Here is a 15,794-nt window from a genome sequence, read left to right on the forward strand (position 1 = left end):
ACGAAACACGCGATATCACCCTGGAAGTCGGCGACAAAGAATTCACTTTCACCCTGACGCCGCAGGACGTGACCAAGTACTTCAACAGCCTGACCCAGAACAACAAGGTGGCCCCGGCCAACAACTTGCTGGTCAACACCGTCAAGCAGGAAGAACGCGCCACGTTGAAAGCGTTGCTGGGCAACCCGGTGATGGTGATGCAGCTGGCCGGCGCGCTGGTCGAGGAGTACGGCCCGGACGTTGAAGTCATCGTAAAAAAGCCCTCGAGCACGCTGAACGCCTGAAAGAGGACGGGCTAGGCCAACTGTTGGCCCTGTCCGGTCGCTGGTTTCCTGGTGAAGCGCCCACACCCGAGGTGATGGGCACCGCCAAGTGGCTGGAAGACGAATATTGGCACCGCATGGGGATCGCCGTTGCCAACGGCATCGCCCAGGCACTGAACGGATAAACACGCATGGCTGATCGCGCTGCCCGCCTGGCCTTCATTTTGAGTCTGACCGACAAGGTCACCGCGCCCCTGGGCAAGGTGAAAATGGGTTTCAACGACCTTGCCGAGCAGAGCGAAAAGAACATCAAGACGATGGGTATGGGGCTGGGCGGCATGATCGGCGCCGGCAAGGGCATCACCGAATCATTGGCGCCGGCCTTGGAGATGAACCGTGCCCTGGGCGAGGTCCGATCGCTGGGCGTGGCCGAGGACGCGCTGAATGCGTTGAATCGCAAGTCACTGGAGTTTTCCGTCGCCTACGGTGAAAACGCCCGGGATTTTGTCGCATCGGCGTACAGCATCGAAGGCGCGATCAAAGGGCTTACCGGGGACCAGTTGGCCACGTTCACCAACACCAGCAACCTGCTGGCCAAGGCGACCAAGGGCGATGCGGAAACAATGGGCGCCTACGTGGGCACCATGTACAACTTGTTCAAGGGCCAGGCCGACGCCATGGGCAAAGCCGAATGGGTTGAAAAACTCGGTGGCCAGACCGCGCTTGCGGTGAAGCTGTTCCGCACGGACGGCGCCCAGCTCAAAGACGCCTTCAAGGAAGTCGGCTCGATCGCCACCACCTTTGGCGTCGACCTGGCCGAGCAGTTCGCGGTGATCGGCTCGCTCAGCAGCACCATGGAAGGCGGGGACGCCGGCGGGATCTACAAGGCGTTTTTCGAAAACATCGGCGCAGCCTCGGAAAAGCTGGGGATGAAATTCACCGGCCAGAACGGCAAGTTGCTGCCGATGATGGACATCCTCGGCAAGCTCGAGGGCAAGTTCGGCGACCTGAACAGCGCAGACGCCGGCGCCAAGTTGATCGAGGCTTTCGGCGGTGAAGGTGCCCGCGTCATCACCGCGCTGACCAAGGACACCGACCGTCTGCGCAACGGCATGGATCAACTGGGCAAGGTTCGCGGCCTGGAGAACGCCGAGCAAATGGCCAAGGCGATGGTGGACCCGTGGCAACAATTCGCGGCCGCCGTCGAAGCGCTGCGCGTGGTGTTTGGCCAAGTGCTGATTCCGATCCTGACACCGCTGATGAACAAGCTGGTGGCGATCGGCGCCACGCTGACCCGCTGGACCCAGCTGTTCCCGAATATCGCCCGGGTGATCGGCATCGTCACGCTGACTGTGTTCGGGATCATCTTCGCCATGTCCGCGCTGACCATGGTGATCGGCATCAGCCGTATGACCTGGCTCGGGCTGGTAACGGTCTGGAAGGTGGTGCAACTGCTGAACTTGCGCACCATCGCCGGCTTCGTCCTGCAGAAGTTGGCCATCCTGGCTTACCTGTCCATCTTGACGCTGTTCGGTGCGGCCATGCTGGTCGTGCGCGGCGTCATGTTGGCCTGGCAGGCCGCTATCTGGCTGGTCAACGTTGCCCTGACTGCCAACCCGATCGGCGTCATCGTGATGGGGATCGCGGCCTTGGTCGCCATCGTCGCGGTCGCCGTCTACTACTGGGACGAATGGACAGCCGCCCTGATGAACAGCGAGGCCTTCAAGTGGGTCAGCGAGCAATTCAAGGTGCTGTCCGACTGGTTCAACTCCATGGGCGGCTGGTCCGGCATGGCCAAGGGCGCTTGGGACAGCATCGTCGGTGTGTTCTACAAGGCCATCAACAGCCTGATCGAGATGATCAACAGCATCCCCGGCGTGAACATCGAAGCGCGTTTTGGCGGCGTCCCGGAAGTACCAGGTGCTGACGCTGCCGTGAACGCGGCCAGCTCAGCCAGCGCCGCGCAAGCCACCCAACAGTCCATAAACGCGGCGATCCCGAGCCTGTCGCCGACGCGTGCCTCGGCCGTGCCCCCGGGCGGCTTGCTGAGCAGCATCCAGAACAACACCAGCAGCCAGAACAAGGGCACCCACGTGGAGAACCTGACCATTCAGAACAACAAGCCAATGACCCCGTTGGAGATGGAAAACATGGTGAGCATGGCGGTGGGTGGATGAGCGAATACATCGATTTGCTGATCATCGACAACGACCTGGTGCTCGATCCGTCGCGGCAACCGGTGCTGATCGATGACCGGGCCAGCATCGCCCAGGACATCGCGCACATGATCCGCGACAGCGGCCTGCTGGTGACCCTGGTCGCCGAGCGCAACAGCCTGAAACAGCGCGATTGCATCCAGCGTCTGGAGCTGCTGGTGGAGGCGGATGAACGTCTGGTACCGGGCACAGCGCTAATCACCCAACTCGAGCCCGGGCAGTACCTGGTCACGGCGAAAACCATGAAGTTCGGCACGATCGAGGTAACGGTGTGAGCGACGTCAATTTCAAGCAGGCATTGAGCGATGCCGGCATTCCGACCACCGAGGAAGGCCTGCGTGCGGCGTGGGAAGCGGAAGTAGTCGCCCAGGGTAGCAAGCTCAGTAACACCAGCACCTGGTCACCGTTCTGGCGCGTGGTCACCGCGCTGGTGACCAAGCCGGTGATGTGGATCCTCGACTTCTTTATCACCACCGTGCTGCCGAACTTCTTTGTTAAAACCGCCGTGGATGCGTGGCTGGACATGCTGGCCTGGGGCGTTAACGTCGAGCGCAAGGGCGCAACCAAGGCCAAGGGGTTCTTGCTGTTTACCCGCATCGCCGCCGGCGGCGCCCTCGAGGTCGCCAAGGGCACGGTGGTGCAGTCGGCCGCGATCAATGGCCATGTTTACCAGTTGGTGACCACGGCGGTCGGCACTTTCACCGACGGCGCCATGCAGCTGCAGATCCCGGTCGAAGCTGTGGACGTGGGCAGCGGCTTCAACCTGGCCCCGGGGTACTACGCCGTATTGCCGGTGCCGATCCCTGGCATTGCCCAAGTGGCCAATGCCGATGGCTGGTTGACCACGCCCGGGGCGGACAAGGAACCCAACGACGAGCTGCGCCTACGCGTGCGCAACCAGTTCTCGGCGGTGAACCAATGGCACACCGACGCAGTGTACCGGGCGATGATTTCCGTCTTCCCGGGCGTGCGTCCGGATGGTGTGTATTTCGAACACGGGGCCCCGCGTGGCCCGGGCAGCGCGAATGCCTTTGTGCTGTTCGATGCGGACGTGCCGGCGGCGACGTACCTGGCGCAAATCAACGCGCACATTCGTGACCAGGGCAACCATGGCCACGGCGACGATCTGCTGGTGATGGTCATGCCCGAAACCCAGCACGCCCTGCGTGTGACGCTGTGGCCGCGCTCGACCTTGACCACGGCCCAGCGGCAAACCCTGCTCGACGAAACCGCGCTGTTCATCCGTGCGGCCTTTCGCGAAAGCACGAGCAGCGACTACCAACCGACGCTGACCCTTCCGCAGTCGCGCTTTTCTTTCAGTCGCCTCGGTGAAGAGCTGCACCAGCAGTTCCCGGGCATCGAATCGCTGCACTTCGACAACGACGACATCGTTTCGGAGCTGAACATCCCCCGGGTCCAGAGTCTGGAGGTGTTGCTCAATGATTAAGCTCAGTCTGCGCTTCTGGCTCGGCGGTACCGAGCTGACAAAGCTCACCGCCGCCGCACAGTCCTGGTGGGAAAAAGTCGAGGGCTGGTTGCGCTGGCCACTGCTGCAGCTCGATGCCGACAGCTGCCACCTGGTGGTGCTCGACCTATTGGCCTGGCAGCGCGACATCACCCGCTTCAAGGACGAACCCGAGGCGCTTTATCGCCTGCGCGTGAAGTACGCCTTCATCAACGCGGTGGACGCCGGCAGCACCGCCGGGATGAAACGCATTCTGCAGCGCCTTGGCGTCGGTTACGTCGAGATCGAGGAGCGCATGCCCGATCGGGATTGGGACGTGGTGCTGCTGCGCTTCTCCGACTCCCAGCTCTCGCAAAACCCCGAGCTGCTGCGCGTGCTGATCCAGCAATACGGCCGCACTTGCCGCCGTTATGACTTTGTGACCCTGACCCCCGTGAAACTGTGGGTGGCCGTGGTCGACTTCAACGACGACCAGCAAACGCTGGTTGCCAGCCTGTAGGAGCCCCCCATGGGAGCGAGTATTACCCTTGCGGGTGAAAGCCTGATCGCGCAGAAACAAGCGGCCCAACTGGGCCTCGAGGTGACGCGCTTTATCTTTGCCAACGTCCCCGGCCTTGATCCCAACGGCCCGGTCGATCGCGCTGCGCCGAAACCGGCTGCAGGGCAGATCGTCCATGTCTACGACATCCCTGACGGGAACGCCGGCTATGTGAATCCCAACCAGGTGGTGTACAGCGCGCAGATCGGCTCCGACGTCGGTGATTGGGATTTCAACTGGATCGGCCTCGAGGCGGCTGACGGTGAGCTGTTCGCGGTGGCCTATGTCGCCCTGCAGCAAAAGCGCCGCAACATTCCGCCGCTGCAGATCGGCAACAACCTGACCCGCAACTTCCTGGTGGCCTTCGACGGTGCCCAGGCGCTGACCGGTATCAGCATTGATGCCAGCACCTGGCAGCATGACTTCACGGTGCGCCTGGCCGGCATCGACGAGCGCGAACGCCAGAGCAACCGCGACGTGTACGGGCGGGCCTGTTTCTTCGGCAGCTCGCTGCAGGTGGAAAAGGTCGGTGGTGTTTACCAGGTTAAAACCGGCACGGCTTACGTGGAGGGCATTCGCCTAGTGCGTTCGGCGGTTCTGCCGATCGTACCACCGGCGTTTCCGACCACGGCCTGGCTCGACGTGGCGCTGCAGCGTGAATTGAGCGACGTGGTGGCCAGCTGGCAAGTGGTGTTCGCCGCCGATCGCCCGGACTACTCCGACAGCGCCGGCGTGAAGCACTACTGCGTGGCCATCGCGGATCTGCCGAACGCCAACACCCTCATCGACCGCCGCCCGGTGGAGGCGATCGGCGGGCCGCTGGTGCAGCATTTCGCCGCCCGGGTGGGTGACTACGAAAAACTGCGCGCCCGGGCCACCACCAAGGACGACGTGGATCTGGGCAACCTGCCGAACGCGAAGTCTGACGATCCGGCTGTCAGTGACAGCGAGGTGCTGGCCACCACCAAAATGGTCCGGGCTGCCCTAGACCAACAAGACGCGAAAAACTCGGTGCTGTTCACCACCACCGCGCCGGTGGTGCTTTCGGGCCTGGCGCTGCAGGCCGGTGGCGATTGGGCCACGGCGTTGCCGGCCGGTGCGCGTGTCCTGGTAAAAGAGCAGGCAAACGGATCCGCGAACGGGATCTACAACGTGGCCGCAAACGGCTGGACCCGATCGGCCGACGCCGACACGGATCTGGAAGTAACCCCGGGGCTGTTTGTCCACGTCGAGCAGGGGGCCACCCTGGCCGACAGCCTCTGGCGGTTGACCACAGACGGCCCGATCACCCTGAACACGACGCCCCTGGTCTTTGAAATGGAGGCTGGGCGCACGGGTGCGGCCGGAGGAATCTATGATCTGCTGACCATCAACGCACGCGGCCAGGTGATCGGCGGTTCTCGCCAGAAAGTCACGGCGGCGTTGACGGTCGACACCGCGTTGAGCGCTTCACACCGAGGCCTGGTGCTGCTCGATGCTTCGGCTGGCGATCGAATGTTCACCCTGCCGGCATCCAACACCGCCCTGGGCATGATCGATTTGATTGTGCGCCGTGTGGATAACACCGCCAACCGCCTGACCGTTAAGGCCGCCGGCGCGGACAAGGTGAAATTTCACACGCACCTCACCTCAGCCGGTTACGGCTTCTTTTACCTGATGGGCGCCGGTGATTGGTGGCACCTGGTCAGCGATGGTGCCGGCGGCTGGTTGCCCGTTGGGCGTTTGGACAGTGCGCCCCTGGGTCGCCCAACCTTTGAGACCACCATCGCGTTCCAACCAGGCGGCAACGGGCCGTTGGGCGGTGTGCTGTACAACCGCAGCGAATGGCCGTGGCTGTGGGATCACGCACAAACCTCTGGGATGCTGACCAGCGAAGCACTGCGTGCGGGTCTTGAGGGCGGATGGACCAGTGGTGACGGGCTATCGACATTCCGAGGTCCAACCGGCACCGGGGAATTCGTCCGCATCGCTGACGACGTCGGACGCCTGGAGCGTCCGGCCATTCAGGGCACCACCACGCTGAATGCGGCACTGGTGATCCAGGTCGACTTTCGCGGCGTTCGGCCCTATGTCGGGATGCCGATCACCGGTGCGAACCTTCAGCCCAGTACGACGGTGGCCAGTTTCGATATCCCGGGCAAGACACTGACCCTCAGCATACCGGCCAAGGCAGCCGGACAGGGTGAACTGACGCTCGCGGGACGGGCACCTGGTTCGTCGCAAAAAGGCTCGCTGATGGTAGTCGACGACAACGGAGACGGGGTCTGGAGCCCATTTGTTCCGGGACCGGCACCGAATGTGTCGCGGACACAAACGGTGATCGGGATGGACTCCTACGAAATTGCAGACTACGGAGGCAGCCGTATTGCTGGTATTCCCCCAAGTGTCGGCTATGCGCTGCCCGGCCCAGCGGGTGAACAGGCATCCACCGGCGTTGCTCGCCCTCACAACATCGCCTGGCCCGGCCGCATGAAACTGATCTGAGAGAACCCCTATGACTGTTTATCAACAAGACACCGCCGGCGCCCTGACCGGCCCCGTTGAATTACCTCCTGTTCCAGGTGCCGGCGTTCTGATCCCGGCTGGGTTCGTACTGCTCAGTGAGCAACTGGGTGCGCCTGAGCCCGGCAAAGTCTGGGCCTTGATCGGCGATTCCGTGGAACAGCTGGACGATCACCGGGGGACGGTTTACGAGACCAAAACCGGGGCCTCCATTCAATGGGGCCGACTCGGCGCACTGCCTGAGACAGTCACCCAAGAAAGGCCCCCGACAGCGGCTCATCACTGGGAGCGAGGTCGCTGGGTGCTAGATCCGCAGGCGGTTCACGCGGCCAAAGTTATCGAGATCAACCAAGCCTGTGAGGCAGTCATTACGGGTGGATTTCTTTCGTCTGCACTGGGCGAGTCGTTCCAGTACAGCAGCCAATGGGATGATCAACTGAACCTCACCGGGGCCGTGCTGCGCGGGTTTGACATGCCCTACGCCTGCCGTGACGCACTGGGGGTGAAGGCCTTCCGGCTGCACACCGTCGCCCAACTGCGTCAGGTCGGCGACGACTTCACCCTGTTCAAGCTGCAGCTGCTGCAGCACGCCAACGAGCTGAAACAGCAGCTCGATCAGGCCCTGGCCGCCGGTGATGTCGACGCGCTGGAACAGGTGACGTGGGAGGCAGCACAGCCATGACCTGGGCACCGGTGACCATGCGCTGGCCGGAGCAGGCAACGCAGTGGATGGGCGGATTGAACGTCGCCAAAGATCTGGCCGGTGGCGAGCTGGCCAGCACCGCGCAACGTCTCGCCGGTTTGGACGGGATGACCAGCACCAACCCGGGGCCAGTCGGTGACGCGGCGAAAAGCGCGATCGCCGCCGGTCGTGCCGCGATGAACGAACAGATGGGCCAGGCGCCGGCGTGCCTGGTGGTCACCCCGTTTCAAAGTGGCATTGGCCAAGGTCACGGCAATCAGCGTTTCCTGTCAGCGCCGAACCTGCTGCAGCAGCTGGCCAGCAAACTGACCGACGCTACAGACGCCGGCCGCCCAACCGGGCCGCAATACGCGCTGTCGTTGTTGTTCCTGGGCACGAACTTCGCCCAGTGGGCCGGCACGCTGTCGCGCTTCAATGCGCTGTTGCCGATTCCCGACCTGGTGCGCGCTGAACGTCGGGCGCAACACCTGTCGACGCTGGAGACGGAAAAGTGGGAGATCCCCAGTTCTGGCCCATTGCCGCGCTGGCAATCGCTGCCGCTTGAGCGCTGCACTGTGGTCAAGGCTGCCAAACAATCGATGTCGGGCCAACTGGCGGTGCTGGAAGGGTACGCGGCCGACAGCTCGCCAATGGGTGATCTCGTCGCACTGGCCACTCGCAAGGCTGCTCAGCAGCAGGGCCGTGATCAACAGTTGAACGACCTCAAGGCCTTGCTCGCCGGCGGAGCGGCCGACGGCAGCATGCGCGCGCGGCTGATCGGTCCCGGTGATGTCAACGAGCTGCGCCGATCGCTGCTCGAGGGCGAGGCCCCGGGGCACGAATGGGTGCTGTCCGCTGGCGTGTTGCTGGTCGGATCGCTCGAAGGTTTGAGTTTTGTGCGCGAGCTGGTGGGCCTATGACGTTACTACTCGACGGAGAGCAGATCCTCGGCAAGAAAATGAAGGTCACCGCCAACCTGCGCATCGAAGCCGACGACATGTCGGGGCAGACCAGCAACACCGACAAGGGACACAAGGGCTTCAAGCCCAAGACTCTGGCGGTCACGCTGATGATTCCCTTCGTGGACAAGGACCAATTGCGCACGCTGATGCGCCTGGCGGAAGCCACGGCCAGCGGTGGCCAGCTCAAGAAGTACCGCATCGTCAACGACACCGCTGCCGCGTTCGGCATCCGTGAAGTGGAGTTCGCCGAAGGTGTCAGTGCCCGGGAAGACGATTCGCTCAACGCCTGGTTGGTGCAGTTCACCCTGTCCGAAAAACTCTCCAACCCCGAGCGCGTGGAAAACCGCCGCGCCGGCAACACCGTCACCAAGCAATCCGCACCAGGGCAAGCCGTCGCCGGCGACGGTGCCGGCGGTGCTGATGGCAAGGGTGGAGGTGAGGAGCTGTCGGGCTTTGAGGCCACGCTGAAGAAGCTCGATAACTACCTGGGCGGAACGCCGTAATGAGCATGAAGCTGCACAAGGTGCTCACGATCAATGGCACCGTTTACCCTCTGGTCAAAGAAGACGTTCGGCTTGATCTGAAAAGCCCCGGTCGGGCGACGTTCACCATTCAGGCCAGCGCTGCCGTGAAAGGCCTGGTGATGCTCGATGTCGGTTACAACGACGCCCCGCTGCAGCGCCACTTCATCGGCTACGTTGAGCGATCAACCACGGCCTCGAGCACCGAGCAGGTATTGGCCTGTCGCGAGCTCGCCGCGATCCTGGCCAACCCACTGCCGCTGAACCTGCGTCATGTGGACCTGCAGGCGGTGCTGGCCGAGATCAGCACCAAGACCGGGTTGCGCTTTCGTGTGCCGGACCAGCCCTATGCCAAGGTCAAGGCGCCGTACTTCTATGGTCTGGCCACCGGTTACCAGGCGATGGACAGCCTGGCCACAGTGTTCAATATCCCCGACTTTATCTGGCAGCAGCAAGGTGACGGCGAGGTGTTTGTCGGCAGTTGGGCGGACAGCTTCTTTGGCACCCGCGAACCGCTGCAGCTACCGGCCGAGCTGTTCGACGGCTACCAGAGCAATCAAAGCGCGATGGTTGCGGCCCTTCCCGGGTTGCGACCAGGTGCATCGATCAACCAAGGCGATCGGATCACATCAGTGACGCTCGCCGGCAACCAGATGGCCATCCGATGGAAGACGCAATCCGCCGCGCAGTAGACCGACAATTCCCTGAACTGAGCGGCGGTTACCACCTGCCGCGCTTCGGCCGCGTGGTGGCCGTCCCTGATGCGCCTGCAGCACCAGGTCTGTGCGACGACTTCCGGCCGCGCTTTGGTGTCGACGTCGAGGTACTGCTACCCGATGGCGAGCCGGATCCGGCACTGCCGATCCTGCACAGCCTGCCGTTGCCGGCACCGATGGGCGGACAGGAAGCAGGCATGTTCGGCTTTCCGGAGGAAGGCACCACTGTGGTGATCAGCTTCGCCTACGGCCTGCCAAATAAACCCTTTATTACCCAGATCCTGCCGCACGGCCTGAGCCTGCCCCGGGTGCCGAAAGGTGACCAGGTGTGGCAGCACAGCGAGGCATGCCAGCAGCGCGTCGACGCCGAAGGCAACTGGCTGCGCCAGACGGACGGCAAGATCCAGGACAAAGCGATCGAGCGCGAAGTCGAAGCCCTGGACAACACCGAGCGCTTCCAGAATCACACCAGGACGGTGGACGACCATTCGACCGAGTCAGTGGGGGGCATCAAGACGATTGAGGCGCTGGGAGCAATGAAATTGCTGTCGGGCGGGTCCGCGAGTCTGGCGGCGGTGGACGATCTGCACCAAGCCACTGGCCGCGACCTGAACCTGGTGGTGGGGCAGAAGCACAACGCCACGGTGGGTGGCGACATGCAGGAGCAGATCCAGGGCTTGCGCAGGAGCGTGGCCGGAATCAGCCAGCAACTGCAGGCTCCGAAAAACTGGATCGGCTCCGGAACTGTGAACCTGTTTCAGGTGGTGTGCGACATGCTCGACTTGCTGCAGCAGATGAACATCCAACTGGCGGGACACACGCACGCTCCAGGGCCAACACCAAGCCCAACCGATGCTGCTAGTTTCGTATTGAAATCAGAATACGCTGCGAGAATGGCGACGTTAGTGAAGTTGATTACTAAGTAAGTAAAGAACAGGCCCCCCCTGTTGTAGTTGGCAAGGGGGGCTTAAAAGTTAAGCGGTTGCGGCAGCTGGACTCAAGTGTTCAGAAATGGTCGGTTTTAAAAATTCTCTATCAAAAGGGCGATATTTAAATACGGAACCATATTCTTTTCCCGTTGTTTTTGAGTATTTCTCTATGGCTTCAAATATTAAGCTACGAGATTTCTCATAGCAGGTCTTGAGCCAGGCGTCATTTTCTAAAAGTTTAAATGCGCTATCTTTTCTTTTTACGAATTCATTCTTTCGTGTCGGTGCGCCGATCTCTAGTGTTGATATTTGCAAACTCTTTTCGTTGTCTTTTCCATAGGTGGAAGCTGACAGTAGAAGGCTACTCATTACATGAAGAAAAAGTAATCCGCCTTTAGAGACGATGCTTTTGTGTTCTTCGCTATACGTGTTTGTTCTTAAGTCTGAGTTTTTTAGAGACCATGCTTTTTGATACAGCAGAACAGAAAATTTATATATGTCGAAGTCGGCCGAGTCGCAAAATAGTGCACCGTATTTGGCTTCAGAAGAGAAAAGCCCGCCAGTATCGTTGAGAGAAATTACGGCTTCTTTGTTTGCGACAGTATTGATGATCTGAGCCATTTTAAGTAGCCCGATTACTTTGTTTCCAGTGTGGCCTTGACGTTTGTAATAATTCTCTCTTCGTTCGTAATATATTCCTGATTTTCCGAGGTGTTTTTCAATGTTTCTTTGGATGTTGTCATTTGCTTTTAAGCTGGCAGTTTTTACAGGGTTTTGCGAGTTGGTCGCGCTAATGATGTCTGTTTGAACTTCCAAATCATTTGTGTTAACGATTTTTACAAAAACCTTTAGATTTTTCGGAAGCTCGCCGGCTTCTTCATATGCGGCGTGAAGGCAGTGAATGGTTTGGCATCCGTTTACGATTTGTGGATTCGTTACAGAATATTGATTGCTTCCCAGCGGGGCCACTGCGTCGCCAATTATTGTTAGTCCATTATTCATCGCCCAAAATATGTCAGACTTTATTTTACTTCCAGCCGTTTCTATTATGGATGTGTTTATTGACGTGTCTTCACCCAAGAAAAATCTGACGTTGCCTTCCGTCAAATGACTTTTAAATTTCCCTTTTTCATCCAGTAAGCACTTGACCAGCTCGTTTCCAGTAACGAAGCCTGAGTATCCGCTAGTTTTTACATCGCGCTCTTTGATCTCTAGCGGTTGAGATATAAAATTTACTTCGATTAGCTCGTCAATGGATTCAGTTAGGTTTAAAAGCTCTTGAGCCCCAAGGTAGTTAATTTCAAATGGAATTTTTAAGGAGTTATCTATTAGCTGCTGTTCGAGGTGTTTTATTTTTTGGGGGATGTTTAAATCGGTTGCGACTGTTATGTAAAAAACCTCGCAGCTAAACTTTGCTTTAGCAAGTCCGCAGGCTCTGTATATTTTGCGAATTAGGTCAGTTTTTTCTATAAAGTCTGGGTTGGCACCCAATTTCGTAAGGTTTTTCAAATCAATCTCTAGGTTGAAAATCTCTTCAATCCCTTCTTTTGTCTTACGAAACCCATCACTTGAAAATCCAGTTTCTTTCTTTGCTTGAAAGAATTTTACTTTGACATGGCTTTCTTTGTTTATTGCGTGTGTTTCATCTACGATAAGAGAGCCGTTGCAAAATAAGTAACAGTGGTCTATTCCTTCGTCTCCACCGTCACCCATTATTCCGTCTACTAGATCATCCAGCTCAATCCCATTAAGATGTTTAAGGTTTGCGAAGGAAGCTACAGCTATTTCAAATGGGTTTTTGTTAACTGTTTGTAGTTCTGGATTGTCACTAAAAAGTTTATTTATTTGGTCGTCCAATAATATTCTAAGGCTCATAAATATCCCTTTAGTAGAGTGAAAAATTGAGTGATGGCTATTCGGTTTCTCGTGATCTTACCTGCAGGTCACCCATAAGGGAAAGTGGAAGAGTTATCGGCTACCCCAGTCGGCACCACCAAGATTGCGCATAGGCGCAACCATCTATGCACTCAATCCCGCTCAAGACAAAACCGGTCACAGCCATGCCCGCCAGTGTTGCATCAAGTAGTCTTGGTAACGGGTCCGGATCAAGAGGCATCCCCACATCCACCCGAGCCACATTTGCGCTCCGACCGAGCTCGACGTTGTTTTCTGAATTAACCATCACATTGCCTCGTATTGCCGGATAGCGCCGCCGTTCTTGAGGCGTCAGCGCAACCCCTTGGCGTCTCATCGGAGTAACAAGCATATGCATGTGCTAACCCGCCTGGTCGCCCCAGTGACAATCAATCAGTGCTTCCACTGCGTAGGCCAGAGCACCGTCGGCCTGCTCCAGGAGATCGCTAAGATCGTCACGGTTGATCAACTGAAGGCGGAGCAGGGTGTGTGCCTGAATAAGTAGTGTTTTGTGGTGGCGTCCAGGGTTATCAAGCAGTGCAGCTTCGTCCCGCAGAATTAATTCCCACTGCGCAATCGCGCTGCTCCTATCACCCGAAATTGCCAAATGCTCCGCGTTCATAGCTCGCCTCTGAATCAATCTAAAAATACTGTATGAATAAACAGTATAGCGATTAATGCGCAGAGGCAACGTCGATCCGATGAAACGAGATCAAGGCCGAGGCAGGGCACATGTTGTGACTTCCTCCCGGTGAAGAAAAAAACGTCTGAAAAAGCACTTATCCCCCTCCCGCCGACGGGCTTTGCGTCCGTTTTTTATGCAAACCGCGATGTAGTGCAAACGATCCTCCAGCCCAGGCCAGCCGTGGGCCTCTGCAGGGAATCGGCCATTGCACAAAATGAAAGGTTTGGAAGGAAAATGAAGCGCGGTTGCACAGCGGCACAGCGGGCGGTCACGAACGGGGCAAGGCTGGAGCCCCCGGTTTCATTGGGTGAAAACTTAGAAAACGTGGGTTTCGGTGTGTTTTCGAAAACGTGATCGATCAATTCGAACGGGCAAATACCAGCATTCACCGAGCAGAAAAAAAACCCCTACACATCAAGCGGGGCAAGGCCTGCAGGTTGTTTAGGGGATTTCACAGAATCACCTGGCGAAAGTGACCTGGTCAGTCCCTTCTTCATGGCCTCGAAAAACGCCACCCAACGGCGATCGGGGGGGTTTTCAGATGGTGGCAGGGTGCTATTTCCGTACCACCCTCCGGGAAAAGGTAATTTCGGTAATCGGTACGCGTGACGGGGCTGAGCGCCTTATAAAACGTGGCTTTGAGCGATTACCGGCGATGGTAATTTGGGGTAATTGAAAAGGTAATAAATTCTCAAGTACTTGATTTATAAGGCTTTTGTTCTTGTTGGTTCTTACCCTGTACAAAGGTAATTTTCTAACCAATCTATTACCTTATTATTACCTTTAAGAATGTGTCTTAAGATATTGAATTTAAAGGGGTTTACTGGATTCAGAAAAACAAATTACCGAAATTACCTTTTCCCGATGGGTCAACATAAATCGGGGTAGGTCTATGGGGGAGGGTGGTAGAACCTGACGCCTGCGCAAAAGCAGCAACTGTCACTGAAACTGTCACCAGCCGCGATTGGATGTCCGTGGACTGCGCTGGAGGCCTTGAAAATAGTGGAGCGGGTGAAGGGAATCGAACCCTCGTTATCAGCTTGGGAAGCTGGAGTAATGCCATTATACGACACCCGCTCAGAGCGGCTGACTTTGTACCAGATGTGCGCATGAAAATGAAGTTTTTCTTTGCGCGTGAGGGCTTTGGCACAGGTGAAACAAGACATCAGACCGGGTGACGGTCGTTCGCGGGCAAGCCTCGCTCCTACAGGACTGCATTAGGCTGCGGGGCTTGCTCGCGATGACGCTGTTTCAAATGGACAATGCATGTTGGTCCTGGACGTAGTGGTAACGCGGTCGGCTTGCCTGTTGCTCAGGTTTCAGGAAACCCAGCAACGCATTGCGACTGTCTCGGCAGGCGGCTTTGTGTTCCATGTCGAGAAAGTGGCCCGTCGCATCCAGCGTCGTGAACGTGGCGTGTTGCACGTGGTTGGCGAACAATCGCGCGCCATCGGCGGCGGTGTATTCGTCCCATTCGCCGTTCATGAACAGCACCGGCACGTTGATTTTCTCTGCCGCCTTGAAGAAGCACTGGCGGTCGCTGTGCAGCAGGTCGCTGATGTGGAAGTGCATCTGCCCGTATTCATGATCGGCCAGGCTGCTGACGTGACGGTAGTTGAAGCGCTTGAACAGGGTCGGCAGGTGTTTGCCGATGGTGCTGTTCACCAGGTTGCCGACCCGGTCACCGTCACGGCTGCCGAGGTAGTCGACGCCGCGCTCGAGGTAGTCGAGCATGTGCGCGTTGATCTCCGGGGAGAACGAGCTGATCACGGCTTTTTCGATCCGTCGCGGTTGTTGGGCGAGGGCGACCAGGGTCGCGGCGCCACCCCAGGAAAACGACAGCACGTGTTCGGCGGCGAAGTGGTCGATCAGCTCCAGGAGGATCTGCCCTTCGACTTCCTTGGTCAGCAATTTTTCATGCAGGTTGTGGGCTTTTGACTTGCCCGCGTAGGGCTGGTCGTAGCAGACCACATTGAACTGCGGGTGGAGGTTTTTCACGGTTTGTGCAAACGACGCAGTCGTGGCCATCGAGCCGTTGACCAAGATAATGGTCTTCTCTGCGGCGTCTGCGCGATAGAACTCCGTGTAAACCCGATACTGACCTTGTATATCCAGCACAGCGATTTCTGGCCTCATGTCATAAGACTCCTGGCAAGCGGGTATGCGCGCAAATGAGATTGCACGAGCTTTGTGACAGGTAGGCATATGCCTGGAATTTGAAGGCCCATGTCGATCCATTGCAGTCCGGTCGACGGGTGTTGTTATTGGCGGGCAGTCTGCCGGTCTGAGGCGGAACCTTGAGGTTCTCTAACCGACAAAAAGTTTCTTAGACGTATGTTGTGACTCGTCAGTCACATTTCGGCTGACGACCTGATTCAAGCAGGGGAGTTGGCATCGCGCA

The 15,794-nt window shown here is 58.1% G+C and carries 16 protein-coding genes and 1 tRNA gene; 12 read left to right on the forward strand and 5 right to left on the reverse strand.

Going from position 1 to position 15,794, the window contains the following annotated elements; genetic code table 11:
- Positions 1-14 precede the first annotated feature (14 nt).
- From ACM6IO_RS22915 to ACM6IO_RS22970, 12 genes are read left to right on the forward strand one after another with little or no spacing between them, the layout of a single operon-like run.
- Positions 15-284, forward strand: coding sequence for a putative phage tail assembly chaperone (locus ACM6IO_RS22915; RefSeq protein WP_414911898.1), 270 nt, complete (start codon positions 15-17; stop codon positions 282-284).
- A gap of 20 nt (positions 285-304) precedes the next feature.
- Positions 305-448 (forward strand): DUF6890 family protein, encoded by a 144-nt coding sequence (locus ACM6IO_RS22920; RefSeq protein ID WP_412070805.1) that lies wholly within the window; start codon positions 305-307, stop codon positions 446-448.
- 6 nt (positions 449-454) lie between these two features.
- Complete coding sequence (locus ACM6IO_RS22925) at positions 455-2,440, forward strand: phage tail tape measure protein (RefSeq protein WP_414912278.1); 1,986 nt, start codon at positions 455-457, stop codon at positions 2,438-2,440.
- Positions 2,437-2,754: a DUF2590 family protein gene (locus ACM6IO_RS22930; RefSeq protein ID WP_414912279.1), complete on the forward strand. Its 318-nt coding sequence runs from the start codon at positions 2,437-2,439 to the stop codon at positions 2,752-2,754. Before ACM6IO_RS22925 ends, ACM6IO_RS22930 begins: the two co-directional genes overlap by 4 nt.
- Positions 2,751-3,926: a baseplate J/gp47 family protein gene (locus tag ACM6IO_RS22935; RefSeq protein WP_414912280.1), complete on the forward strand. Its 1,176-nt coding sequence runs from the start codon at positions 2,751-2,753 to the stop codon at positions 3,924-3,926. The genes ACM6IO_RS22930 and ACM6IO_RS22935 overlap by 4 nt, the downstream gene beginning before the upstream one ends.
- Positions 3,919-4,443, forward strand: a complete 525-nt coding sequence (locus ACM6IO_RS22940) for a phage tail protein (protein WP_414912281.1) — start codon at positions 3,919-3,921, stop codon at positions 4,441-4,443. Before ACM6IO_RS22935 ends, ACM6IO_RS22940 begins: the two co-directional genes overlap by 8 nt.
- 9 nt (positions 4,444-4,452) lie before the next feature.
- A complete protein-coding gene (locus tag ACM6IO_RS22945; protein ID WP_414912282.1) occupies positions 4,453-6,966 on the forward strand; it encodes a phage tail protein in 2,514 nt (837 codons plus the stop codon).
- A gap of 10 nt (positions 6,967-6,976) precedes the next feature.
- The gene (locus ACM6IO_RS22950) at positions 6,977-7,666 is read left to right on the forward strand and encodes a hypothetical protein (protein WP_414912283.1); all 690 of its coding nucleotides are present in this window, start codon (positions 6,977-6,979) and stop codon (positions 7,664-7,666) included.
- Positions 7,663-8,586, forward strand: coding sequence for a hypothetical protein (locus ACM6IO_RS22955; protein ID WP_414912284.1), 924 nt, complete (start codon positions 7,663-7,665; stop codon positions 8,584-8,586). Before ACM6IO_RS22950 ends, ACM6IO_RS22955 begins: the two co-directional genes overlap by 4 nt.
- Positions 8,583-9,131: a DNA-binding protein gene (locus tag ACM6IO_RS22960; RefSeq protein ID WP_414912285.1), complete on the forward strand. Its 549-nt coding sequence runs from the start codon at positions 8,583-8,585 to the stop codon at positions 9,129-9,131. The genes ACM6IO_RS22955 and ACM6IO_RS22960 overlap by 4 nt, the downstream gene beginning before the upstream one ends.
- Entirely contained in the window at positions 9,131-9,841 is a 711-nt protein-coding gene (locus ACM6IO_RS22965) for a hypothetical protein (RefSeq protein WP_414912286.1), read from the forward strand. Before ACM6IO_RS22960 ends, ACM6IO_RS22965 begins: the two co-directional genes overlap by 1 nt.
- Positions 9,814-10,791 carry a hypothetical protein gene (locus ACM6IO_RS22970; RefSeq protein WP_414912287.1) on the forward strand — a complete coding sequence of 326 codons (978 nt, stop codon included), beginning with the start codon at positions 9,814-9,816 and terminating at the stop codon, positions 10,789-10,791. The genes ACM6IO_RS22965 and ACM6IO_RS22970 overlap by 28 nt, the downstream gene beginning before the upstream one ends.
- A 48-nt stretch (positions 10,792-10,839) precedes the next feature.
- Here the strand turns inward: ACM6IO_RS22970 and ACM6IO_RS22975 are convergent, their stop codons facing one another.
- The 5 genes from ACM6IO_RS22975 to ACM6IO_RS22995 all read right to left on the reverse strand — a co-directional run bounded on the left by ACM6IO_RS22975 (position 10,840) and on the right by ACM6IO_RS22995 (position 15,529).
- Positions 10,840-12,669: an AIPR family protein gene (locus ACM6IO_RS22975; RefSeq protein WP_414912288.1), complete on the reverse strand. Its 1,830-nt coding sequence runs from the start codon at positions 12,667-12,669 to the stop codon at positions 10,840-10,842.
- Between the two features lie 100 nt (positions 12,670-12,769).
- The gene (locus ACM6IO_RS22980; RefSeq protein WP_414912289.1) at positions 12,770-13,066 is read right to left on the reverse strand and encodes a hypothetical protein; all 297 of its coding nucleotides are present in this window, start codon (positions 13,064-13,066) and stop codon (positions 12,770-12,772) included.
- 3 nt (positions 13,067-13,069) lie between these two features.
- The gene (locus tag ACM6IO_RS22985) at positions 13,070-13,330 is read right to left on the reverse strand and encodes a hypothetical protein (RefSeq protein ID WP_414912290.1); all 261 of its coding nucleotides are present in this window, start codon (positions 13,328-13,330) and stop codon (positions 13,070-13,072) included.
- A gap of 1,066 nt (positions 13,331-14,396) precedes the next feature.
- A tRNA-Gly gene (locus ACM6IO_RS22990) sits at positions 14,397-14,470 on the reverse strand.
- Between the two features lie 174 nt (positions 14,471-14,644).
- Positions 14,645-15,529 (reverse strand): alpha/beta fold hydrolase, encoded by an 885-nt coding sequence (locus ACM6IO_RS22995; protein WP_223481031.1) that lies wholly within the window; start codon positions 15,527-15,529, stop codon positions 14,645-14,647.
- Positions 15,530-15,794: the final 265 nt, after the last annotated feature.

The organism is Pseudomonas sp. IT-P44, from assembly GCF_949768225.1.
Lineage (GTDB): Bacteria > Pseudomonadota > Gammaproteobacteria > Pseudomonadales > Pseudomonadaceae > Aquipseudomonas > Aquipseudomonas migulae.

Bases quoted from the DNA above. Each gene is read 5' to 3' on its own strand.
- ACM6IO_RS22930 (WP_414912279.1), top strand. From the start codon at position 2,437: ATGAGCGAATACATCGATTTGCTGATCATCGACAACGACCTGGTGCTC.
- ACM6IO_RS22965 (WP_414912286.1), top strand. From the start codon at position 9,131: ATGAGCATGAAGCTGCACAAGGTGCTCACGATCAATGGCACCGTTTAC.
- ACM6IO_RS22960 (WP_414912285.1), top strand. From the start codon at position 8,583: ATGACGTTACTACTCGACGGAGAGCAGATCCTCGGCAAGAAAATGAAG.
- ACM6IO_RS22940 (WP_414912281.1), top strand. From the start codon at position 3,919: ATGATTAAGCTCAGTCTGCGCTTCTGGCTCGGCGGTACCGAGCTGACA.
- ACM6IO_RS22970 (WP_414912287.1), top strand. From the start codon at position 9,814: ATGGAAGACGCAATCCGCCGCGCAGTAGACCGACAATTCCCTGAACTG.
- ACM6IO_RS22980 (WP_414912289.1), bottom strand. From the start codon at position 13,066: ATGCATATGCTTGTTACTCCGATGAGACGCCAAGGGGTTGCGCTGACG.
- ACM6IO_RS22975 (WP_414912288.1), bottom strand. From the start codon at position 12,669: ATGAGCCTTAGAATATTATTGGACGACCAAATAAATAAACTTTTTAGT.
- ACM6IO_RS22985 (WP_414912290.1), bottom strand. From the start codon at position 13,330: ATGAACGCGGAGCATTTGGCAATTTCGGGTGATAGGAGCAGCGCGATT.
- ACM6IO_RS22945 (WP_414912282.1), top strand. From the start codon at position 4,453: ATGGGAGCGAGTATTACCCTTGCGGGTGAAAGCCTGATCGCGCAGAAA.
- ACM6IO_RS22995 (WP_223481031.1), bottom strand. From the start codon at position 15,529: ATGAGGCCAGAAATCGCTGTGCTGGATATACAAGGTCAGTATCGGGTT.
- ACM6IO_RS22950 (WP_414912283.1), top strand. From the start codon at position 6,977: ATGACTGTTTATCAACAAGACACCGCCGGCGCCCTGACCGGCCCCGTT.
- ACM6IO_RS22955 (WP_414912284.1), top strand. From the start codon at position 7,663: ATGACCTGGGCACCGGTGACCATGCGCTGGCCGGAGCAGGCAACGCAG.
- ACM6IO_RS22925 (WP_414912278.1), top strand. From the start codon at position 455: ATGGCTGATCGCGCTGCCCGCCTGGCCTTCATTTTGAGTCTGACCGAC.